Origin of the sequence: Pseudoalteromonas tetraodonis (assembly GCF_002310835.1) — a bacterium.
In the GTDB taxonomy this organism is placed as follows: domain Bacteria; phylum Pseudomonadota; class Gammaproteobacteria; order Enterobacterales; family Alteromonadaceae; genus Pseudoalteromonas; species Pseudoalteromonas tetraodonis.
In genome coordinates this window covers 2,945,433-2,961,214 of the sequence record NZ_CP011041.1, presented here as the reverse complement: position 1 = coordinate 2,961,214, position 15,782 = coordinate 2,945,433, and the positions used below count along the sequence as shown (strand labels likewise).

Here is a 15,782-nt window from a genome sequence, read left to right as displayed (position 1 = left end):
TCATTAGCTGTCATAAGCGTAAGAGATGTCTTACAAGGGTTTTCTTTTTTGGGCGTATTTATCACGAAGTGATTATATAAAGTGTGCACTTTTTAGTTCATCGCGGTAAAATTAATGATAATAATTATTAGTTAGGTAAGACAATATGAAAAAAACACTCGCGCTTGTTGTTGGGTTAATTGCCTCAGCACCGGCTGTTGCAACCGATGTTGTGAATATTTACTCATTTCGACAACCTTTTTTAATTAAACCTATTTTAGACGATTTTACACAGCAAACGGGCATTAAAACCAATGTGGTGTTTGCTAAAAAAGGCTTAATAGAACGTGTTAAGCGTGAAGGTAAACACAGCAAAGCCGATTTAGTTTTAACCTCAAACTTTAGTGCTTTAATTCAATTAGAAGAGCTAAATCTTACGCAAACCATAGAAAGCGAGCTGGTTAATAATAATGTCCCGGCGGCATTTCGTGATGGCGATGGTCAGTGGGTGGCGCTCACTAAGCGCGTGCGTAATGTTTACTCTTCAAAAGAGCGTTTAGGCGCATTGCCTAACCTTACCTACGAAGCGCTTGCTGAGCCGCAATACAAAGGACAAATTTGTACTCGCTCTGGCAAACACCCATATAACTTAGGCCTTGTGGCTTCTATGATTGCTCATCATGGTGAAGCACAGACGAAAACATGGCTTGAGGGTGTAAAAGCTAATTTAGCGCGTAAACCTCAAGGTAACGATCGAGCGCAAGTTAAAGCGGTTAAAGAAGGTTTATGTAATTTAGCCTTAGGTAATAGTTATTACTTGGGCAAAATGCTGCAAGACGAAGCACAAAAACCATGGGCTGAAGCCGTTCATATTAACTTTCCAAATCAAACTGACCGAGGATCACATATAAATGTATCGGGTGCGGTTATTACTAAGTATGCTAAAAACCCTGAAAATGCCTTGAAACTCATAGAGTATATGACAGACAATAAGGCGCAAAATATGTATGCCTCGCTCAATATGGAGTATCCGGTTAAGCCAGGTGTGAAACTTTCTAGTTTGGTTGCATCATGGGGAAGCTTTAAGGAAGACAGCTTACCGCTTGATGAAATTAGCAAATATCGTCCGTTAGCCCTTAAGCTAATTGATGAGGTGAAGTTCGATCTTTAATGACTTATAAATTTCAGCTGTCAAAATGGCAGCTTATTGCGTGGTCGACGGGGTTATTGCTGTCGACCCCGTTGTTTTTCCTACTATTAGAATCTTTACAAGGCGACTCAGAGGTATTTACCCACCTGTGGAATACCGTACTGTGGGACTATATAAGCAATACCGTATTACTTGTTTTAGGTGTAGGGCTGCTTAGTTGCGCCATTGCATTGCCGCTGGGTTGGTTAACCGCTTATTGCCGTTTTCCTGGTAAAAAACAATTTGAATGGGCATTGATGCTGCCTCTTGCCATGCCTACTTATATTATTGCTTATGTGTACACCGATTTACTCGATTATGCGGGGCCGGTACAAATAACTCTAAGAGAGTGGTTTGGTTGGCAGTCGCCAAGTGATTACTGGTTTTTTGATATACGCACCTTACCAGGGGCTATTGTTATGATTGCGCTGGTACTCTACCCGTATTTATATTTAATTTTTAAAACTGCACTGCGAGAACAATCTTTTAAGTTAGTCCAAGCCAGTCAGTTAATGGGGCTAAATGCATGGAAAAGCTTTTTTAAAGTCAGCCTTGTATTATCCCGCGGTGCCATTGTAGCGGCACTTGCTTTGATCAGCATGGAAACCATGGCTGATTTTGCCACTGTAAGCTATTTTGCTGTCAGTACATTAACCACTGCCGTATACGATACTTGGTTTGGCTATTATTCATTAACTGCAGCAGCAAAAATTTCAGGGGTGATGTTGTTATTGCTGTTTTTAGCATTGATCACCGAGCGTTTTAGCCGTCGTAACCAAGCGGTATTTGAGCGTCAATCGAGCGTGAACAGCGAGGCGCTTTATATCCTCAAAGGCAAATCTGCGTGGCTAGCAACGGGGTTTTGTAGCTTTATTTTAATTATTTCGTTTATTATTCCAATGGTTGTATTGCTCAAATACGCGGTTATGTATTTTGATCAAGCGTGGAATAGTGAGTTTTTTAGCTATGCATGGCAAAGTTTAAAAGTGGCGGCTGTAGTCAGTGTGGTGACTATTATACTGAGTGTTTTAGTGGTGTTTTATCAGCGCATTGCTAAACAAACAAATCCATTAATACCCGGGCGTTTGGCCAGTACGGGCTATGCGTTACCCGGCACAGTATTAGCGATAGCGGTATTGTTGCCACTCACCCTATTAGAAAATACTATCAACCGCACTTTAGCTCCTTATGATTTAGATATTGGTTTATTACTTACTGGTAGCTTACTCACTATTATTTTTGCTTATATAGTGCGGTTTTACGCCGTTGCACACGGAGCTATTGAGTCGAGCTTTTCACGCATTAGTCCCTCCCTTGATATGGCAAGCCAGTCAATGGGAAAAAGCCAAGGGCGCACATTACGCTTAGTGCACTTACCTTTATTACGCCGAGGCTTATTAACCGCCGGTTTATTGGTCTTTATCGAGTGTATGAAAGAGCTACCCGCAGCTTTGTTGTTAAGGCCTTTTGATTTTGAAAGCTTAGCAACTCATGTGTTTCAGTATGTAAGCGATGAACAATTAGAGCTGGCCTCTATATCGGCTTTGTTTATTGTGGTGGTGGGGTTTATTCCGTTATATTTTATTAACCGTTCAATGGAGCAACGTAGCTAAATGAGTAGTTTGATTTTACAAGGCGTGAGCTATGCATATAACGGGACTAAGGTGATAGATAATTTAGATTTAACCTTAGGTAAAGACGAAATAGTGTGTTTACTCGGTGCCAGTGGCTGCGGTAAAACGACCACATTAAAAGCGATTGCAGGTTTAATTGAGGCCAAACAAGGGCAGGTATTTATTGATGGTAAGCTAGTCAGTGATGCTAATACGTTTGTTTCACCAGAGCATCGTAATATTGGCATGATGTTTCAGGACTATGCGTTATTTCCGCATTTAACGGTGGCTAATAATATTGCGTTTGGGCTAAGCGGCATGAGCAAAGCAGATAAACACGCACGCGTTAGTGAAATGCTAAAGCTGGTACATTTGGTGGGCTGCGCCGATAGGTACCCTCATCAACTCTCTGGTGGGCAACAACAACGAGTAGCGATTGCACGCGCATTAGCTTATAAACCTAGCTTACTGTTACTTGACGAGCCATTTTCTAATATTGATACCCAAGTACGATTTGAGTTAATTGCCGACATTAGGCGCATTATTAAGGCGCAGCAAGTATCGGCTGTGTTTGTTACTCACTCAAAAGAAGAGGCGTTTGCTTTTTCAGATACACTTGCGGTTATGCACCAAGGTAAAATTGCGCAGCAAGGTACGCCAGAACAGCTTTTTGCTAAACCACGTTCAAAGGAGGTTGCAGAGTTTCTGGGTCAGGGCATATACTTAAGCGCAACCGTATTAACCGCCACTGAATATCAAACGCAGTTTGGGGTGGTTGAATCAATACAGCCACAGCAGTATGGCGTGGCCGATAAGGGCGTTATTTATGTGCGTCCGCATCAACTTGAACTTGCTAGTAATAACGATACTCAACAGCAATCTGAGCGGGTTAGTATATTAAGTAGTCGCTTTATTGGCTCTGCTTATGTATACACTGTGGTTATTGCTGAGCAAGAAATAGAAGTTGCAGCCCAGTATGGCCAGTCATTTGAAATTAATGAACAGGTTATAATAAAAATAAAACCGCACACGGTGAATTTTTTTGAATCGTAATTAATCGCTGTGTTTTGCTCTAAAAAGTAAGGAATAACAATGGCGCAAGCGCAATCAGGGATTTGTGCTGAAGCAAACTTACACGGTTTGCACTTATTTTTTAATGTACTTGATGGTCACGACGAATCACTTCGCGCTAAGCTTAAAAAAGTGAGCGATATTGAAGATGAGTTTAGTGATCAGTTCTCTGAATCTATGCTTTCTTGTATGGTCGCCATTGGCGCGCAATATTGGCCACACATTCTGCCCGATTATATGCCAAGTGAGCTGCAAAGCTTTCCTAATATCACCCATAGCGATTTTGTGATGAGTGCAAGGCCATGCGATTTATTTGTACAAATCCGCTCAGACAGAGAAGATGTAAACCACCTGTTTGCATTGCAAATATTAAAACTTTTCAACCCTGATGTTGAGCTGGTGGAGCAAATTCGTAATTTTCGTTTTCTAGATGGCCGTGATTTTAATGGTTTTATTTATGCGGGCGATACTCCGCATGGTCGTCAAAAACGGGTAACGGCCCTCGTTAATAAGCCTGATAGCTTTGAAGATCAAGGCAGCTATATTCATGTTCAGCGCTATAAGCATGACTTAACGTTATGGCAGCACTTGTCGTTGCAAGAACAAGAACAAATAATGGGGCGTACTCGTCTCGACAATACCCTAATAAGCCCCGCACTTGAAAGCAGCCATGCAACCCGAAGTGAATTAAAAGATGAACAGGGGCAAGCATTATTACTAAATCAAAGTATGCCTTATGGCGACGTGTATGAGCAGGGGATGTTAATGATTACGTGCTCGGCTAAAGGGGATGCGTTCGAGAAAGTACTCAATAGCCGATTAGGGCAGGGGGAGTATTACGACCATTGGCTTGATTTTACTCAAGCAGATATGGGCTCTGCGTTTTTTGCACCCTCAGTGCGATTTCTAAAGCAGCTATAAAACAAGCCAGTAACGGCTACGTATTAGTATAGCCGTAACAGTGATAACCAAACGAGTTTAAACCGTATCAAACAAAATACGCACACGCTCTAATGTGAGGTCTATTTCTGATACTTTCGCTGGCGCAATAAAAATAGTGTCATCGCCGGCAATTGTTCCTAATACGCCATCTGCTTTACCTAATGAGTCAAGTAAACGGGCAATTAGCTGAGCAGCCCCAGGACTGGTGCGAATAATAATCATCATTTCGTTATGCATAATGTCAATAACTAACTGGCGTAACGGGCTTTTAGCGGTTGGTACACCCATTTCGGCAGGTAAACAGTACACCATTTCTTGTTTTGCATTGCGGGTGCGTACCGCGCCAAACTTACTTAACATCCGCGACACTTTACTTTGGCTAATATTATCAAAGCCTTGTTCTTTTAATGCGTCAACTATTTCGCCTTGTGAGCCAAAATTCTCTTCTTTTAAAAGTGCTTTAAAGGCTTTTACCAATGCTTCTTGTTTGTCTTGTGGTTGCATAGTGTCTAATTAGTTATGTTGTCGATACTGCAAATTCTACACAAAAATGCATATTTATGCAGCAGTTGTTTAGGTTTTGCTGCGTTTAAACAGCAAAGTTTACAACTATGGTCGAAAATATAGCTAAAATAGGCAGGATAAATTTGTTTTTAGTCGCTAATTTCTTTATCTTATAAACCACAAATATTTCCTTCCTCAAATCACGGAGAATTCCAATGAAAGTTGCTGTATTAGGTGCTGCAGGTGGTATCGGTCAAGCGTTGTCTTTATTATTAAAAACAGGCTTACCAGCTGGTTCAGAATTATCACTATATGATGTTGCGCCAGTAGTTCCTGGTGTTGCTGTTGACCTTTCTCATATCCCAACAGATGTAAAAGTTGAAGGTTTTGGTGCAGATGCACTAGATAAAGCATTAACAGGTTGTGATATTGTTTTAATCCCAGCGGGTATGCCACGTAAGCCAGGTATGGATCGTGCTGATTTATTTAATGTTAACGCTGGTATCATTAAAACATTAGCAGAAGGCATTGTTGCTAACTGTCCTAAAGCGCTTGTAGGTATTATCACTAATCCAGTTAATGGAACTGTACCGATTGTTGCTGAAGTATTCAAAAAAGCAGGTACTTACGATGCTAAGCGTGTATTTGGTATTACAACTTTAGATGTGATCCGTTCTGAAGCGTTTATTGCTGAACTTAAAGGCTTAGACGTAGCAAGTGTTAAAGTACCAGTGATTGGTGGCCACTCAGGCACAACCATTCTACCGTTACTTTCTCAAGTTGAAGGTGTTACTTTCACTGATGAAGAAGTAGCTACACTAACTCCTCGTATCCAAAACGCAGGTACTGAAGTAGTTAATGCTAAAGCGGGCGGTGGTTCTGCAACATTATCTATGGGTGCTGCTGCAGCACGTTTTTGTATGTCTTTAGTTAAAGGCTTACAAGGTGAAGACGTTGTAGATTATGCATACGTTGCTGTTGAAAATGGCGATGCAGAGTACTTTGCACACCCGGTACGTTTAGGCAAAAATGGCGTAGAAGAAATTCTTTCTTACGGCACTCTAAGCGCATTTGAAGAGCAAGCTAAAAATGACATGCTTGAAACGCTGAAAAAAGATATCAAAGAAGGTGTTGATTTTATGGCGTAATAGCCAAAATTAACCCATAAAAAAAGCCTGCATTTGCAGGCTTTTTTATTGCTCGGAATTATCTACACAGTATTACTTAGTGGTCGCGGTCAACCGCTATTCTAGCTAAGCTAATTAGTGCTTGCTTGTAACTCGACTCAGCTAAGCAATCTAAACAGGCAATTGCTTTATTAGCTTCTTGCTCGGCTTTTTTCATTGTGAACTCAAGGGCATTGGTATGTTTGAGCGCAGCCAGTATCTCGTCAAGGTGCTCCATACCATTACAGTGCTCAATAGCGTCTCTTATTAACTGTGTTTGATGCTCACTACCGTGTTGCATTGCATATATAAGAGGTAACGTCGGCTTACCTTCAGCTAAATCGTCGCCAATGTTTTTACCAAGTTGGTCGGCATTAGCGTTGTAATCTAAAACATCATCCACTAACTGAAAAGCAGTACCTAAATGCATGCCATACAAATTAAGTGCTTCTAGTACACTATCGTCTTGATCAGTAATAATGGCCGCAAGACCCGTCGCTGCTTCAAATAGCTTGGCGGTTTTAGAATAAATAACCTGCATATAACTGGCTTCAGTGGTATCAGGGTCGTTGCAGTTCATTAATTGCAGCACTTCACCTTCAGCAATAATGTTGGTTGCATCAGCCAGTACTTGCATTATTTGCATTTTACCAAGACCCACCATTAGCTGAAACGAGCGGGTGTAAATAAAATCACCCACCAGTACGCTAGCAGCATTACCAAACTCAGCATTTGCTGTAGGTGTGCCACGGCGCAAATTAGATTCATCTACAACATCATCATGTAAAAGCGTTGCGGTATGAATAAATTCAATGATAGTTGCTAGCGTAATGTGATCTTTGCCTTGGTAACCTAGCGCTTTAGCCGCCAAAATAGCCAACATAGGGCGAACACGTTTGCCACCGCTGTTAACAATATACAAACCAAGTTGATTAACTAACGCCACATCTGAGCGCATTTGCGCATGTATTAGTTGATTGACGTCATTCATATCGCTTTCGATTAACGCCTGGATAGCTTTTATATCCATTGATCTCCGAGCCAATTTTAATGTGTGAACGGCGCAGATTGTACAACAAAAAATGCATTAGCTCGATATTTTGTGATGATTCCTTAAAAAAACACCCTTAAGTAGGTTAAATGACCTATTAACCTTGTGAATAATTGATTAAACACCCTGGTTTAATTTTGAATCACCCTTGGCGGTTAATTGAACTACATAGACTCGCTTTGCTATTGCTAATTTATTTTCTGTAACCGTTAAAAAGCGCTTGGCAAAGGGGGATTTTAATATAAAATAGGGGAAATATTGAATTGCTCTCAATGCAGCTACTTTTTATTCATTTAATTACAAAAAGAGGCTTGCTAGTTTTTACGCATTAGCGTAAACTTCGCGCCCTATTGAAGAATATTTTAGTTGCGTCGATTTGAGGGCGCACAGACGGAGTTAATTATGTACGCGGTTTTCCAAAGTGGTGGTAAACAGCACCGTGTGACTGAAGGTCAAACAATTCGTCTTGAGAAATTAGACGTTGAAACTGGTGCAGCAGTTGAATTTGATTCAGTACTTTTAGTTGCTGATGGTGAGAAGATCGAGATTGGTGTACCGTTCGTAAACGGTGGTAAAGTAACAGCTGAGGTTGTTTCACACGGTCGCGGTGAGAAGATTAAGGTTGTTAAATTTAGACGCCGTAAGCATTCTCGTAAGCAAATGGGCCATCGTCAATGGTTCACAGAAGTTAAAATCACTGGCATTAGCGCTTAATTAGAGGTACTTAGAAATGGCACATAAAAAAGCAGCTGGTAGTACTCGTAACGGTCGCGATTCAGAAAGCAAACGCCTAGGTGTTAAGCGTTTTGGTGGCGAATCAGTTCTAGCGGGTAGCATCATTGTTCGTCAGCGTGGAACTCGTTTCCACCCAGGCGCAAACGTAGGTATCGGTAAAGACCACACTATCTTCGCAAAAGCAGATGGTAAAGTTCAGTTTGAACAAAAAGGTCCTTTAAACCGTAAATACGTAACTATCGTAGCTGAGTAATCAGTAAGGTAGTTAAAAAACCCCGCCTTTGCGGGGTTTTTTGTTTTAAGCATGTTTAAATATATACCCAAGTGTTTTTATGCTCAGTGTGCTCTATAGGCCACTTAGGTATATAATAGAGTTATTAACAAGCCAATCCCTAAAGTGAGTAATCATGAAGTTTGTAGATGAAGTAGAAATTCGCGCAGAAGCTGGTGACGGTGGCAGCGGCATCGTGTCTTTTCGTCGTGAGAAATATGTTCCAGATGGTGGACCTGATGGCGGTGACGGTGGAGACGGTGGTAGTGTTTATCTACAAGCTGATGAAAACTTAAATACCCTTATTGACTATCAATTTGAGCGTTTTCACAGAGCAGAACGCGGTACAAACGGTCAAAGCCGTAATTGTACGGGTAAGAAAGGTGAAGACCTGATCGTTAAAGTGCCTGTTGGTACACGTATTATTGATGTTGATACACAGGAATCATTAGGGGATTTAACCCAAGATGGTCAACGAATTGTGGTTGCAAAAGGCGGTTTCCATGGCTTGGGGAATGCGCGTTTTAAATCAAGTACTAATCGTGCTCCACGTCAAAAAACACTTGGCACACCGGGTGAAGTACGTAACCTTAAGTTAGAGCTAATGCTACTGGCTGATGTCGGCTTACTAGGCTTACCAAATGCAGGTAAATCAACCTTTATCCGCAGTGTGTCAGCTGCAAAACCTAAAGTAGCTGATTATCCATTTACTACGCTGATTCCTAACTTAGGGGTTGTTCGTCCTGAAGCAAATAAATCATTTGTAATTGCTGATATTCCAGGTTTGATTGAAGGCGCGTCAGAGGGTGCGGGATTAGGTATTCGCTTCTTAAAGCATTTAGAGCGTTGTCGTGTGCTTTTACACATTATAGATGTAATGCCAGTTGATGGCTCTAACCCTGTTGATAATGCATTTGCAATCATCAACGAGCTACACCAGTACAGCCCTAAGCTGGCTGAAAAGCCACGCTGGTTAGTATTTAATAAAATTGATTTATTGCCTGAAGATGAAGCCAAAGCCTTATGTGAGCAAATTGCAGAAGAGTTGGGTGAGTCTGAAAATATTTACAGTATTGCTGCAATTAATAAATTAAATACGCAGCCATTAATTCACGACATCATGACGCTACTTGATAACATGCCTAAAGAGAAGTTTGTAGAAGTGGCAGACGAAGAGGTTGAATTTAAGTGGGATACCTACCATCAAAAAGCCACTAAAGGCGATGATGATGACTGGGATGATTGGGATGAAGATGATTACGACGTAGAAGTTGTCTACGAGCGTTAATAATTGTTTGTATTTAAAAGGAGCTAACGCTCCTTTTTCTTTGATTAATAATAAAGTATTGGGTATTTAGTGTGATAATTTCAATGATTGCAGCAATGGCAAATAACCGTGTCATTGGCTTAGACAATAAAATGCCATGGCATTTACCTGGTGACCTTCAGCACTTTAAAAAAGTAACCTCTGGTAAACCCGTTATTATGGGGCGCAAAACATTTGAATCAATAGGCCGACCGTTACCTGGGCGACGTAATATTATTATTACTCGTAATAAAGACTATCACGCATCAGGCATTGAAACAGTAACCACACCAGAAGCTGCACTTGAGCTTGTTAATGATGTTGCAGAGGTGATGATAATTGGTGGCGGAAACATCTACCAGCAGTTTTTAGCGCAGGCGCAGCGCTTGTATTTAACCTTTATAGACTTAGATGTTGAAGGGGATACACAATTTCCTGATTATAAAAGTGTTGCAAACTGGCAAATTGCAGATGAAATGTTGATGACGCCCGATGATAAAAATAAATATAGTTATAAGTTCGTAACTTTGAATAAAGTTTCTTAACATTATTGCGAAAATCTGAGCGTGTTGGTACAATATTAAACAGTCGAGTACGAAAAAAGTATTAATATAGGGTGTCCAATCAATGATTAAATTACCAAAGCTAGTTGTAATTGCTGCTATTGCAGCGGGTTCGTTCGCTTATACTGCGCCTGTAAGCGCTGATGATCAGTTAGCTGTTTCAGTCTGTGAATACATTGCCGCTGATGATAAAAATCGTCTGCGTAGCAAACTAAAAAGTTCACGTGTGAAAGTACGTAATATCTATGATGCAGTTTTCTGTAATGGTAACAACTTATTGCGTCACGCTGTTGCAAGTAATGCGGTTGATACGGGTGAGTACATTGTTAAAAACTTATCAAAAAGCTCACTTGAAGATGGCGCAGATATCGCTTGGGCTGAGGCAAATCATGCTGGTTCAGCTTTAATCCCTATTATTAAAGACCGCGCAGGCCTTTAATTAAAAGCTTAATTTAAAAAAACCGCGTTTATACGCGGTTTTTTATTAGTTACCTAAAACATCCTTTCATTGAGCCTTTATCTATCTCTCAATACACCTGACTATTACCCTAATTAAGTCTTTTACATAAAAATGTCATAAAAATTCAATACTCTGTATGAATGTCACTTTTGAGATATGTTTATGCGTGTATCATTTTTTACCCGTCTTTTAGCTATTTTATTAACGTTAGCCAGTGTGTTGCTCGCTGCTACCTTGTTATGGGCAAGTCATACATTACTAAAAATTCAACAACAAGATATTGCTTATAGCCAATTAAAAAATACCATAATGGTCGATCTTGCTGGCCTTTTAGAAGACTACTTGGCACGAGGCAATAGCCAATACCTGACGCAATCTTCAGCTTTAATTGAACAACTTAAAGCGCAGCAGCTAACGGTACTTCCCTCTGAGTTAGAAGTGCGCCTTTCAACACAGCTATTTTCACTAAATAAAGACATTAACGATAAATACAGAGCACTAGGAAAGCTCTCAGGTAACGAAACTGCGCTTTTAGACAATGCACTGAGACAAATGGCGGGCTCAGCGTCATCGCTTATAAATTATGTACAAAAAGCATCAACTCAAAGTAGCCATGCTCTAAGCTACAATAAGTTGGCGAGTGATTATTATAGTGAAGTGGTTAATTTATCTTTATCGACCTATCAACTGCTAAATGATTACCAGCCTGAAATTGAAAAAAGCCTGCAACAAAGCGTAAAAAATTTAAACTTACTCGCTGCAAAAATTGCACAGTTGCCTAATTTAGGAGTGATGACTGAGGTTGATGAATTTGCTTTATTTGTAGATGAGGAGCCAGAGGATTTGGCTGCTGATATAAAAGCGGAGTTGGTGAGTTGGCCTAAGCGCTATTTACGTGATTTAAGCAGTACTTTATCGCAAGCAAAGCAGCGTAATTCTGGAACGAATGAGTTACGTGAACAAATTAGCGTGTTATCAAAAACAGTGATTGAGGCAGAACAAACATTAAAAGCGCAGCAAGATACCGTTAAACAACAAGTATTTTGGGTGTTTGGAATTGCAATAGGTGGTTTAGTAATATTAGCTTTTGGTGTTTATTGGATGCAACGTAAACAGGTTTTACAGCCTTTGCGGCAACTACGAGATGGGTTTGCATTTTTAATCGAAAGTAATGAGTTAAAAAATATTACAGTGAATAATCCTAAAACAGAGGTTGGTGAAATAGCGCAGTATTTTAACCTGTTAATTGAGCGCCAGCGTCTGGAGGCGCAAGAAAGAGCGAGTATGCTTGGTGTCGTTAGTGACTTCATGGAGCAAATGAGTGAGCATTTAGAAAAAATAGGTACAAAAAGCGCGACTAGCTACGAACAAGTTGTTAAAAATGAAAGTTTACTAGTAAATATTCAACACATAGGTGAGCAGGTTAATCATATTAACGCTCAAGCTGCTGAAAATGCTCAAAGTACTTATGAGGCAATGCAGCAAAGTGTTGGTTTTGCTAAAAATATGCTTAATGCGAGTTCTGATACACAGCAACGTATTGAACAAGGTATGCACAGTGTGCAAGAGTTACTGAGCGGCGTACAAGGAGTGAGTAATATAATAACGGTTATTCGCACCATAGCTGAACAAACCAATTTATTAGCACTGAACGCTGCAATAGAATCAGCAAGAGCCGGTGAGCAAGGCCGTGGTTTTGCGGTGGTTGCTGATGAAGTAAGGCAATTAGCCATGCAAACCCAAGGTTCGTTAAAAGAGATTAACGATCAGCTGGCGTTATTAAGTGAGAACTCTCAAATGGTCTATTCACAAATTAATGCGTTAACTGAGGATGCACAGCTACAAACCGAAAATGCCCAAGAGCTTCAAGCAAACTCTGAAGGGGTCGCAAATAATGCTCAGCAGGCAAACACAGTTGCAGTTGAAGCAATGGAGCTTGCAAAACAGCAAAGCAATTTCCTTAGTGACTTTACCCAATCAATGCATAATATGAAAAGCCAAGTAAATGAGTCGAGTGAGTTGGTGTCTGATATTCGCTCGCAGCTAGAGCTGCAAATGGCAACAATTAGAAAGGGATTGGGTTTAGACAGTGATGCAGTTTAATCGCGGTATAAACTCGAAACCGTAAATATTAACCTGTATGCTAAAAGTCTACGTAATTACCCAAAGGATTTAACATGATTGAACAAGGTCAAACAATACCCGCAGTTAGTCTATCTAAGCTAACCGATGACGGTATGCAAACACTGACAAGCAATGAATTATTTGCAGATAAAAAAGTCGTGTTATTTGCAGTGCCAGGCGCTTTTACACCAACGTGTTCGAATGCTCATTTACCTGGATATATCGCGCTAGCCGATAAAATTAAGGCTAAAGGTATTAACGCTATCTATTGTGTATCGGTAAATGATGCATTTGTGATGAAAGCGTGGGGTGAGTCACAAAATGCAGAGCATATAGATATGCTTGCAGACGGTGATGCTAGTTTTACCCGTGCTTTAGGGCTTGAAAAAGATACCGCAGGCTTTGGTGGAATACGCTCAAAACGATACGCGATGGTTGTTGATAATGGTGTTGTTACTGGTCTATTTGTAGAACAAGACAAAGAGTTTGTAATAAGCAGTGCTGAAGCTGTTTTAGCAACGCTTTAACACTGACGACTTTAATCAGAGAATAAAAAGCCGATACAGTGTATCGGCTTTTTTTATCTAAAGAGAGGATGTTTTATGGCTGGTATTGACCGCTTAGCGTTAAACCAGAGAATGTTTGATACGCATTAACACTTAAGTGCCATGTTCCCGCTTGAGGATTACTAAAAGTACAAGTTTCGGCGTTACCATTTTTATATGGACGACAATCATAGCTTGAGCTTGTTGGCTGGCTACCAAATTTTACAAATAAGTCTGCATCACCGGTGCCGCCTGACGTTGTAACAGTAAAGTTTGCCATACCCGCCGGTACATCTAGCGTGTAATGTTTCCACTGACCTGCATTTGCTGTGATATCAGACACTGTGCCGCCACCTGCTTGAGGTGTACCTGAACCACCACCTGTTGAACCACCCGTAATGTTACCGACTAAACTCACGCCACTGTAGGCTGAATAACCACGCAGCATTACATGGTAAGTGCCGGCTGTTGGACTATCAATAGAACATTCTTCACTGTTTCCACCTTTATATGGACGACAATCATAAGTGGTTGAGGTTGGTTTACTACCTGCACGTACATACAAGTCAGCATCCCCTGTGCCACCACTCATAGTGAAAGTAACATTGGTTGCACCACTTGGTACTGTCATAGTGTAAAAGTCTTGTGCACTTGCCGCACCGCTTAAACCGGTTTTGACTTCTCCATCAACAAGTTCGTTATCACCCGTTGTTGGCGGTGTACCACCAGATGCTGCAGCAACCGCAGCGGCCGCATCAACAATACCTGTACCACAGCTGGTACACGTGGCAGAGAATGGACGAGTGGTTGTTTTTAAAATACTTTCTATTTCATCAGGAGTCGCGTTTGGTTTTGCTTGTTTGATCAGTGCAGCAACACCCGCAACATGAGGAGCCGCCATTGAGGTGCCTTGCGAAAAGCCATAACTGTCGCTTGATGGTGTTGTTGAACCCGAATTGTAAGTTGATAAAACACCTTCAGAATCATTGGCAAAGCTTTGCGCGCCACCCGGTGCTGCCACATCAATATTACTTCCATAATTTGAGTAATAAGCGCGGCCACCATTACGGCCAACTGATGCAACATTAACAATACCATTACAGTTACCTGGGTTGTAGTTTGCAGAATTATCGTTATCGTTACCTGCAGCAATAACAACAACTGTGCCGTTGTTACGAGCGGTATTAATGGCATTTTGCGTGGTTGAACTACATGCACCCGCACCACCTAAACTCATGTTAATTACATCGGCTGGATTAGCATTTGCTGATGTACCCGATACATTACCACCTGAGGCCCAAATGATACCGTCAGCAATATCTGAGGTTAAACCGCCACATTTACCCAACACACGCACTGGTACTACTTTGGCGTCATAAGCAACACCAGCAACGCCTTCACCGTTATTCGTTACTGCAGCGACAGTGCCTGCAACGTGAGTACCATGCCAACTAGAGCCTTGTGCACCGTTATTACCACATTCACCAGCTGCAACCGCATCCCCTGGATCGCGAGCATCGTTGTCACGGCCATTGCCATCATTGGCGACTGATAGATTAGAGATCATATCGTAGCCTGGTAAAATATTAGCGTTTAAATCAGCGTGAGGGCGGTAGCCCGTATCAAGCACAGCGACAACCACACCACTGCCTGTTGCCGTATCCCAAGCTGTTGGTAAGTTAAGTCCACCGGCTTGCTCATAGTAATGCCATTGATCGCCATAACGCGGGTCATTTGGTGTCGCAAATGGTTTTAGCATTTGATCGACTTCAATATATTCAACATTACCCGAATTAACCATTTCCTGCATGAACTGCTGGGCCTCTTCAGCGTTTAGTTTTTTATCGGCACGCATTACGTGATGGTTATTGAGTGCCATTGCGCGAACATACTTGGCTTTAACTTTGCCTTTTTTTGAGGTGAAGTTTTTTACAAAGCTTTGCGCTTTTTTATTCATCATTGCTGGTGATACATCAGCGGTTGAGGTACTCATCATATCGTTGTTATTCTTATATTTAATGATGAATTGAGTCTCAAAACCACCTTGATTTTGTAACTTAGCTGAGGTTTCTGCCATTGAAGGTGCGATTGCTTGCGCTGGGTTTGCCATGCTTGAGCTGGCAGCAAAGAGTGTACTTATTGTTAGCGCAACAGCGCATTTTTTGAATGAATTATTAGAAGTCATAATTACCCTTAGTTTTATTATTATTTGTGAAAATCCACAAAGCGGGTACAAAGGTAAATGATCTGTTAACTATTTTGA

15 protein-coding genes are annotated in these 15,782 nt (G+C 41.0%); 12 read left to right on the top strand and 3 right to left on the bottom strand.

The window, feature by feature from the left end; genetic code table 11:
* Window positions 1–145: 145 nt before the first annotated feature.
* Genes PTET_RS13820 through PTET_RS13805 form a run of 4 tightly spaced genes read left to right on the top strand, consistent with a single transcriptional unit; the run spans window position 146 to window position 4,773 of the window.
* A complete protein-coding gene (locus PTET_RS13820) occupies window positions 146–1,150 on the top strand; it encodes a Fe(3+) ABC transporter substrate-binding protein (protein WP_013465926.1) in 1,005 nt (334 codons plus the stop codon).
* The gene (locus tag PTET_RS13815; protein WP_013465925.1) at window positions 1,150–2,781 is read left to right on the top strand and encodes an ABC transporter permease; all 1,632 of its coding nucleotides are present in this window, start codon (window positions 1,150–1,152) and stop codon (window positions 2,779–2,781) included. The genes PTET_RS13820 and PTET_RS13815 overlap by 1 nt, the downstream gene beginning before the upstream one ends.
* Window positions 2,782–3,834 (top strand): ABC transporter ATP-binding protein, encoded by a 1,053-nt coding sequence (locus PTET_RS13810; protein WP_096038779.1) that lies wholly within the window; start codon window positions 2,782–2,784, stop codon window positions 3,832–3,834.
* Window positions 3,835–3,873: 39 nt separating this feature from the next.
* Window positions 3,874–4,773: a Dyp-type peroxidase gene (locus tag PTET_RS13805; RefSeq protein WP_013465923.1), complete on the top strand. Its 900-nt coding sequence runs from the start codon at window positions 3,874–3,876 to the stop codon at window positions 4,771–4,773.
* A gap of 57 nt (window positions 4,774–4,830) precedes the next feature.
* Here the strand turns inward: PTET_RS13805 and argR are convergent, their stop codons facing one another.
* On the bottom strand, window positions 4,831–5,298 hold the full coding sequence (gene argR / locus PTET_RS13800) for a transcriptional regulator ArgR (RefSeq protein WP_008114955.1): 468 nt from the start codon (window positions 5,296–5,298) through the stop codon (window positions 4,831–4,833).
* Between the two features lie 215 nt (window positions 5,299–5,513).
* Here argR and mdh point away from each other — a divergent pair, with 215 nt between their 5' ends.
* Window positions 5,514–6,446, top strand: a complete 933-nt coding sequence (gene mdh / locus PTET_RS13795) for a malate dehydrogenase (RefSeq protein ID WP_096038778.1) — start codon at window positions 5,514–5,516, stop codon at window positions 6,444–6,446.
* 76 nt (window positions 6,447–6,522) lie between these two features.
* Here mdh and ispB read toward each other — a convergent pair whose 3' ends face one another.
* Window positions 6,523–7,494 (bottom strand): octaprenyl diphosphate synthase, encoded by a 972-nt coding sequence (gene ispB, locus PTET_RS13790; protein WP_096038777.1) that lies wholly within the window; start codon window positions 7,492–7,494, stop codon window positions 6,523–6,525.
* Window positions 7,495–7,917: 423 nt separating this feature from the next.
* Between ispB and rplU the strand changes: the two genes are divergently transcribed.
* From rplU to PTET_RS13755, 7 genes are all read left to right on the top strand, one after another.
* Entirely contained in the window at window positions 7,918–8,229 is a 312-nt protein-coding gene (gene rplU, locus PTET_RS13785; protein ID WP_004587921.1) for a 50S ribosomal protein L21, read from the top strand.
* Window positions 8,230–8,245: 16 nt separating this feature from the next.
* The gene (gene rpmA / locus PTET_RS13780) at window positions 8,246–8,503 is read left to right on the top strand and encodes a 50S ribosomal protein L27 (RefSeq protein WP_008114963.1); all 258 of its coding nucleotides are present in this window, start codon (window positions 8,246–8,248) and stop codon (window positions 8,501–8,503) included.
* 154 nt (window positions 8,504–8,657) lie between these two features.
* Window positions 8,658–9,809, top strand: coding sequence for an Obg family GTPase CgtA (cgtA, locus tag PTET_RS13775; RefSeq protein ID WP_013465920.1), 1,152 nt, complete (start codon window positions 8,658–8,660; stop codon window positions 9,807–9,809).
* A gap of 71 nt (window positions 9,810–9,880) precedes the next feature.
* A complete protein-coding gene (gene folA, locus PTET_RS13770; RefSeq protein ID WP_167378571.1) occupies window positions 9,881–10,372 on the top strand; it encodes a type 3 dihydrofolate reductase in 492 nt (163 codons plus the stop codon).
* Between the two features lie 82 nt (window positions 10,373–10,454).
* Window positions 10,455–10,829, top strand: coding sequence for a DUF3718 domain-containing protein (locus tag PTET_RS13765; RefSeq protein ID WP_013465918.1), 375 nt, complete (start codon window positions 10,455–10,457; stop codon window positions 10,827–10,829).
* Between the two features lie 183 nt (window positions 10,830–11,012).
* Entirely contained in the window at window positions 11,013–12,953 is a 1,941-nt protein-coding gene (locus tag PTET_RS13760; protein WP_096038775.1) for a methyl-accepting chemotaxis protein, read from the top strand.
* A gap of 74 nt (window positions 12,954–13,027) precedes the next feature.
* On the top strand, window positions 13,028–13,501 hold the full coding sequence (locus tag PTET_RS13755) for a peroxiredoxin (RefSeq protein ID WP_013465916.1): 474 nt from the start codon (window positions 13,028–13,030) through the stop codon (window positions 13,499–13,501).
* Between the two features lie 73 nt (window positions 13,502–13,574).
* Here PTET_RS13755 and PTET_RS13750 read toward each other — a convergent pair whose 3' ends face one another.
* The gene (locus PTET_RS13750) at window positions 13,575–15,704 is read right to left on the bottom strand and encodes a S8 family peptidase (RefSeq protein ID WP_096038774.1); all 2,130 of its coding nucleotides are present in this window, start codon (window positions 15,702–15,704) and stop codon (window positions 13,575–13,577) included.
* Window positions 15,705–15,782 lie beyond the last annotated feature (78 nt).

What these genes read in the sequence shown, in the direction of transcription:
- PTET_RS13755 (WP_013465916.1), top strand. Translation starts at nt 13,028, where the DNA reads ATGATTGAACAAGGTCAAACAATACCCGCAGTTAGTCTATCTAAGCTA.
- ispB (WP_096038777.1), bottom strand. Translation starts at nt 7,494, where the DNA reads ATGGATATAAAAGCTATCCAGGCGTTAATCGAAAGCGATATGAATGAC.
- PTET_RS13765 (WP_013465918.1), top strand. Translation starts at nt 10,455, where the DNA reads ATGATTAAATTACCAAAGCTAGTTGTAATTGCTGCTATTGCAGCGGGT.
- rpmA (WP_008114963.1), top strand. Translation starts at nt 8,246, where the DNA reads ATGGCACATAAAAAAGCAGCTGGTAGTACTCGTAACGGTCGCGATTCA.
- PTET_RS13815 (WP_013465925.1), top strand. Translation starts at nt 1,150, where the DNA reads ATGACTTATAAATTTCAGCTGTCAAAATGGCAGCTTATTGCGTGGTCG.
- PTET_RS13760 (WP_096038775.1), top strand. Translation starts at nt 11,013, where the DNA reads ATGCGTGTATCATTTTTTACCCGTCTTTTAGCTATTTTATTAACGTTA.
- rplU (WP_004587921.1), top strand. Translation starts at nt 7,918, where the DNA reads ATGTACGCGGTTTTCCAAAGTGGTGGTAAACAGCACCGTGTGACTGAA.
- PTET_RS13810 (WP_096038779.1), top strand. Translation starts at nt 2,782, where the DNA reads ATGAGTAGTTTGATTTTACAAGGCGTGAGCTATGCATATAACGGGACT.
- cgtA (WP_013465920.1), top strand. Translation starts at nt 8,658, where the DNA reads ATGAAGTTTGTAGATGAAGTAGAAATTCGCGCAGAAGCTGGTGACGGT.
- PTET_RS13750 (WP_096038774.1), bottom strand. Translation starts at nt 15,704, where the DNA reads ATGACTTCTAATAATTCATTCAAAAAATGCGCTGTTGCGCTAACAATA.
- PTET_RS13820 (WP_013465926.1), top strand. Translation starts at nt 146, where the DNA reads ATGAAAAAAACACTCGCGCTTGTTGTTGGGTTAATTGCCTCAGCACCG.
- PTET_RS13805 (WP_013465923.1), top strand. Translation starts at nt 3,874, where the DNA reads ATGGCGCAAGCGCAATCAGGGATTTGTGCTGAAGCAAACTTACACGGT.
- argR (WP_008114955.1), bottom strand. Translation starts at nt 5,298, where the DNA reads ATGCAACCACAAGACAAACAAGAAGCATTGGTAAAAGCCTTTAAAGCA.
- mdh (WP_096038778.1), top strand. Translation starts at nt 5,514, where the DNA reads ATGAAAGTTGCTGTATTAGGTGCTGCAGGTGGTATCGGTCAAGCGTTG.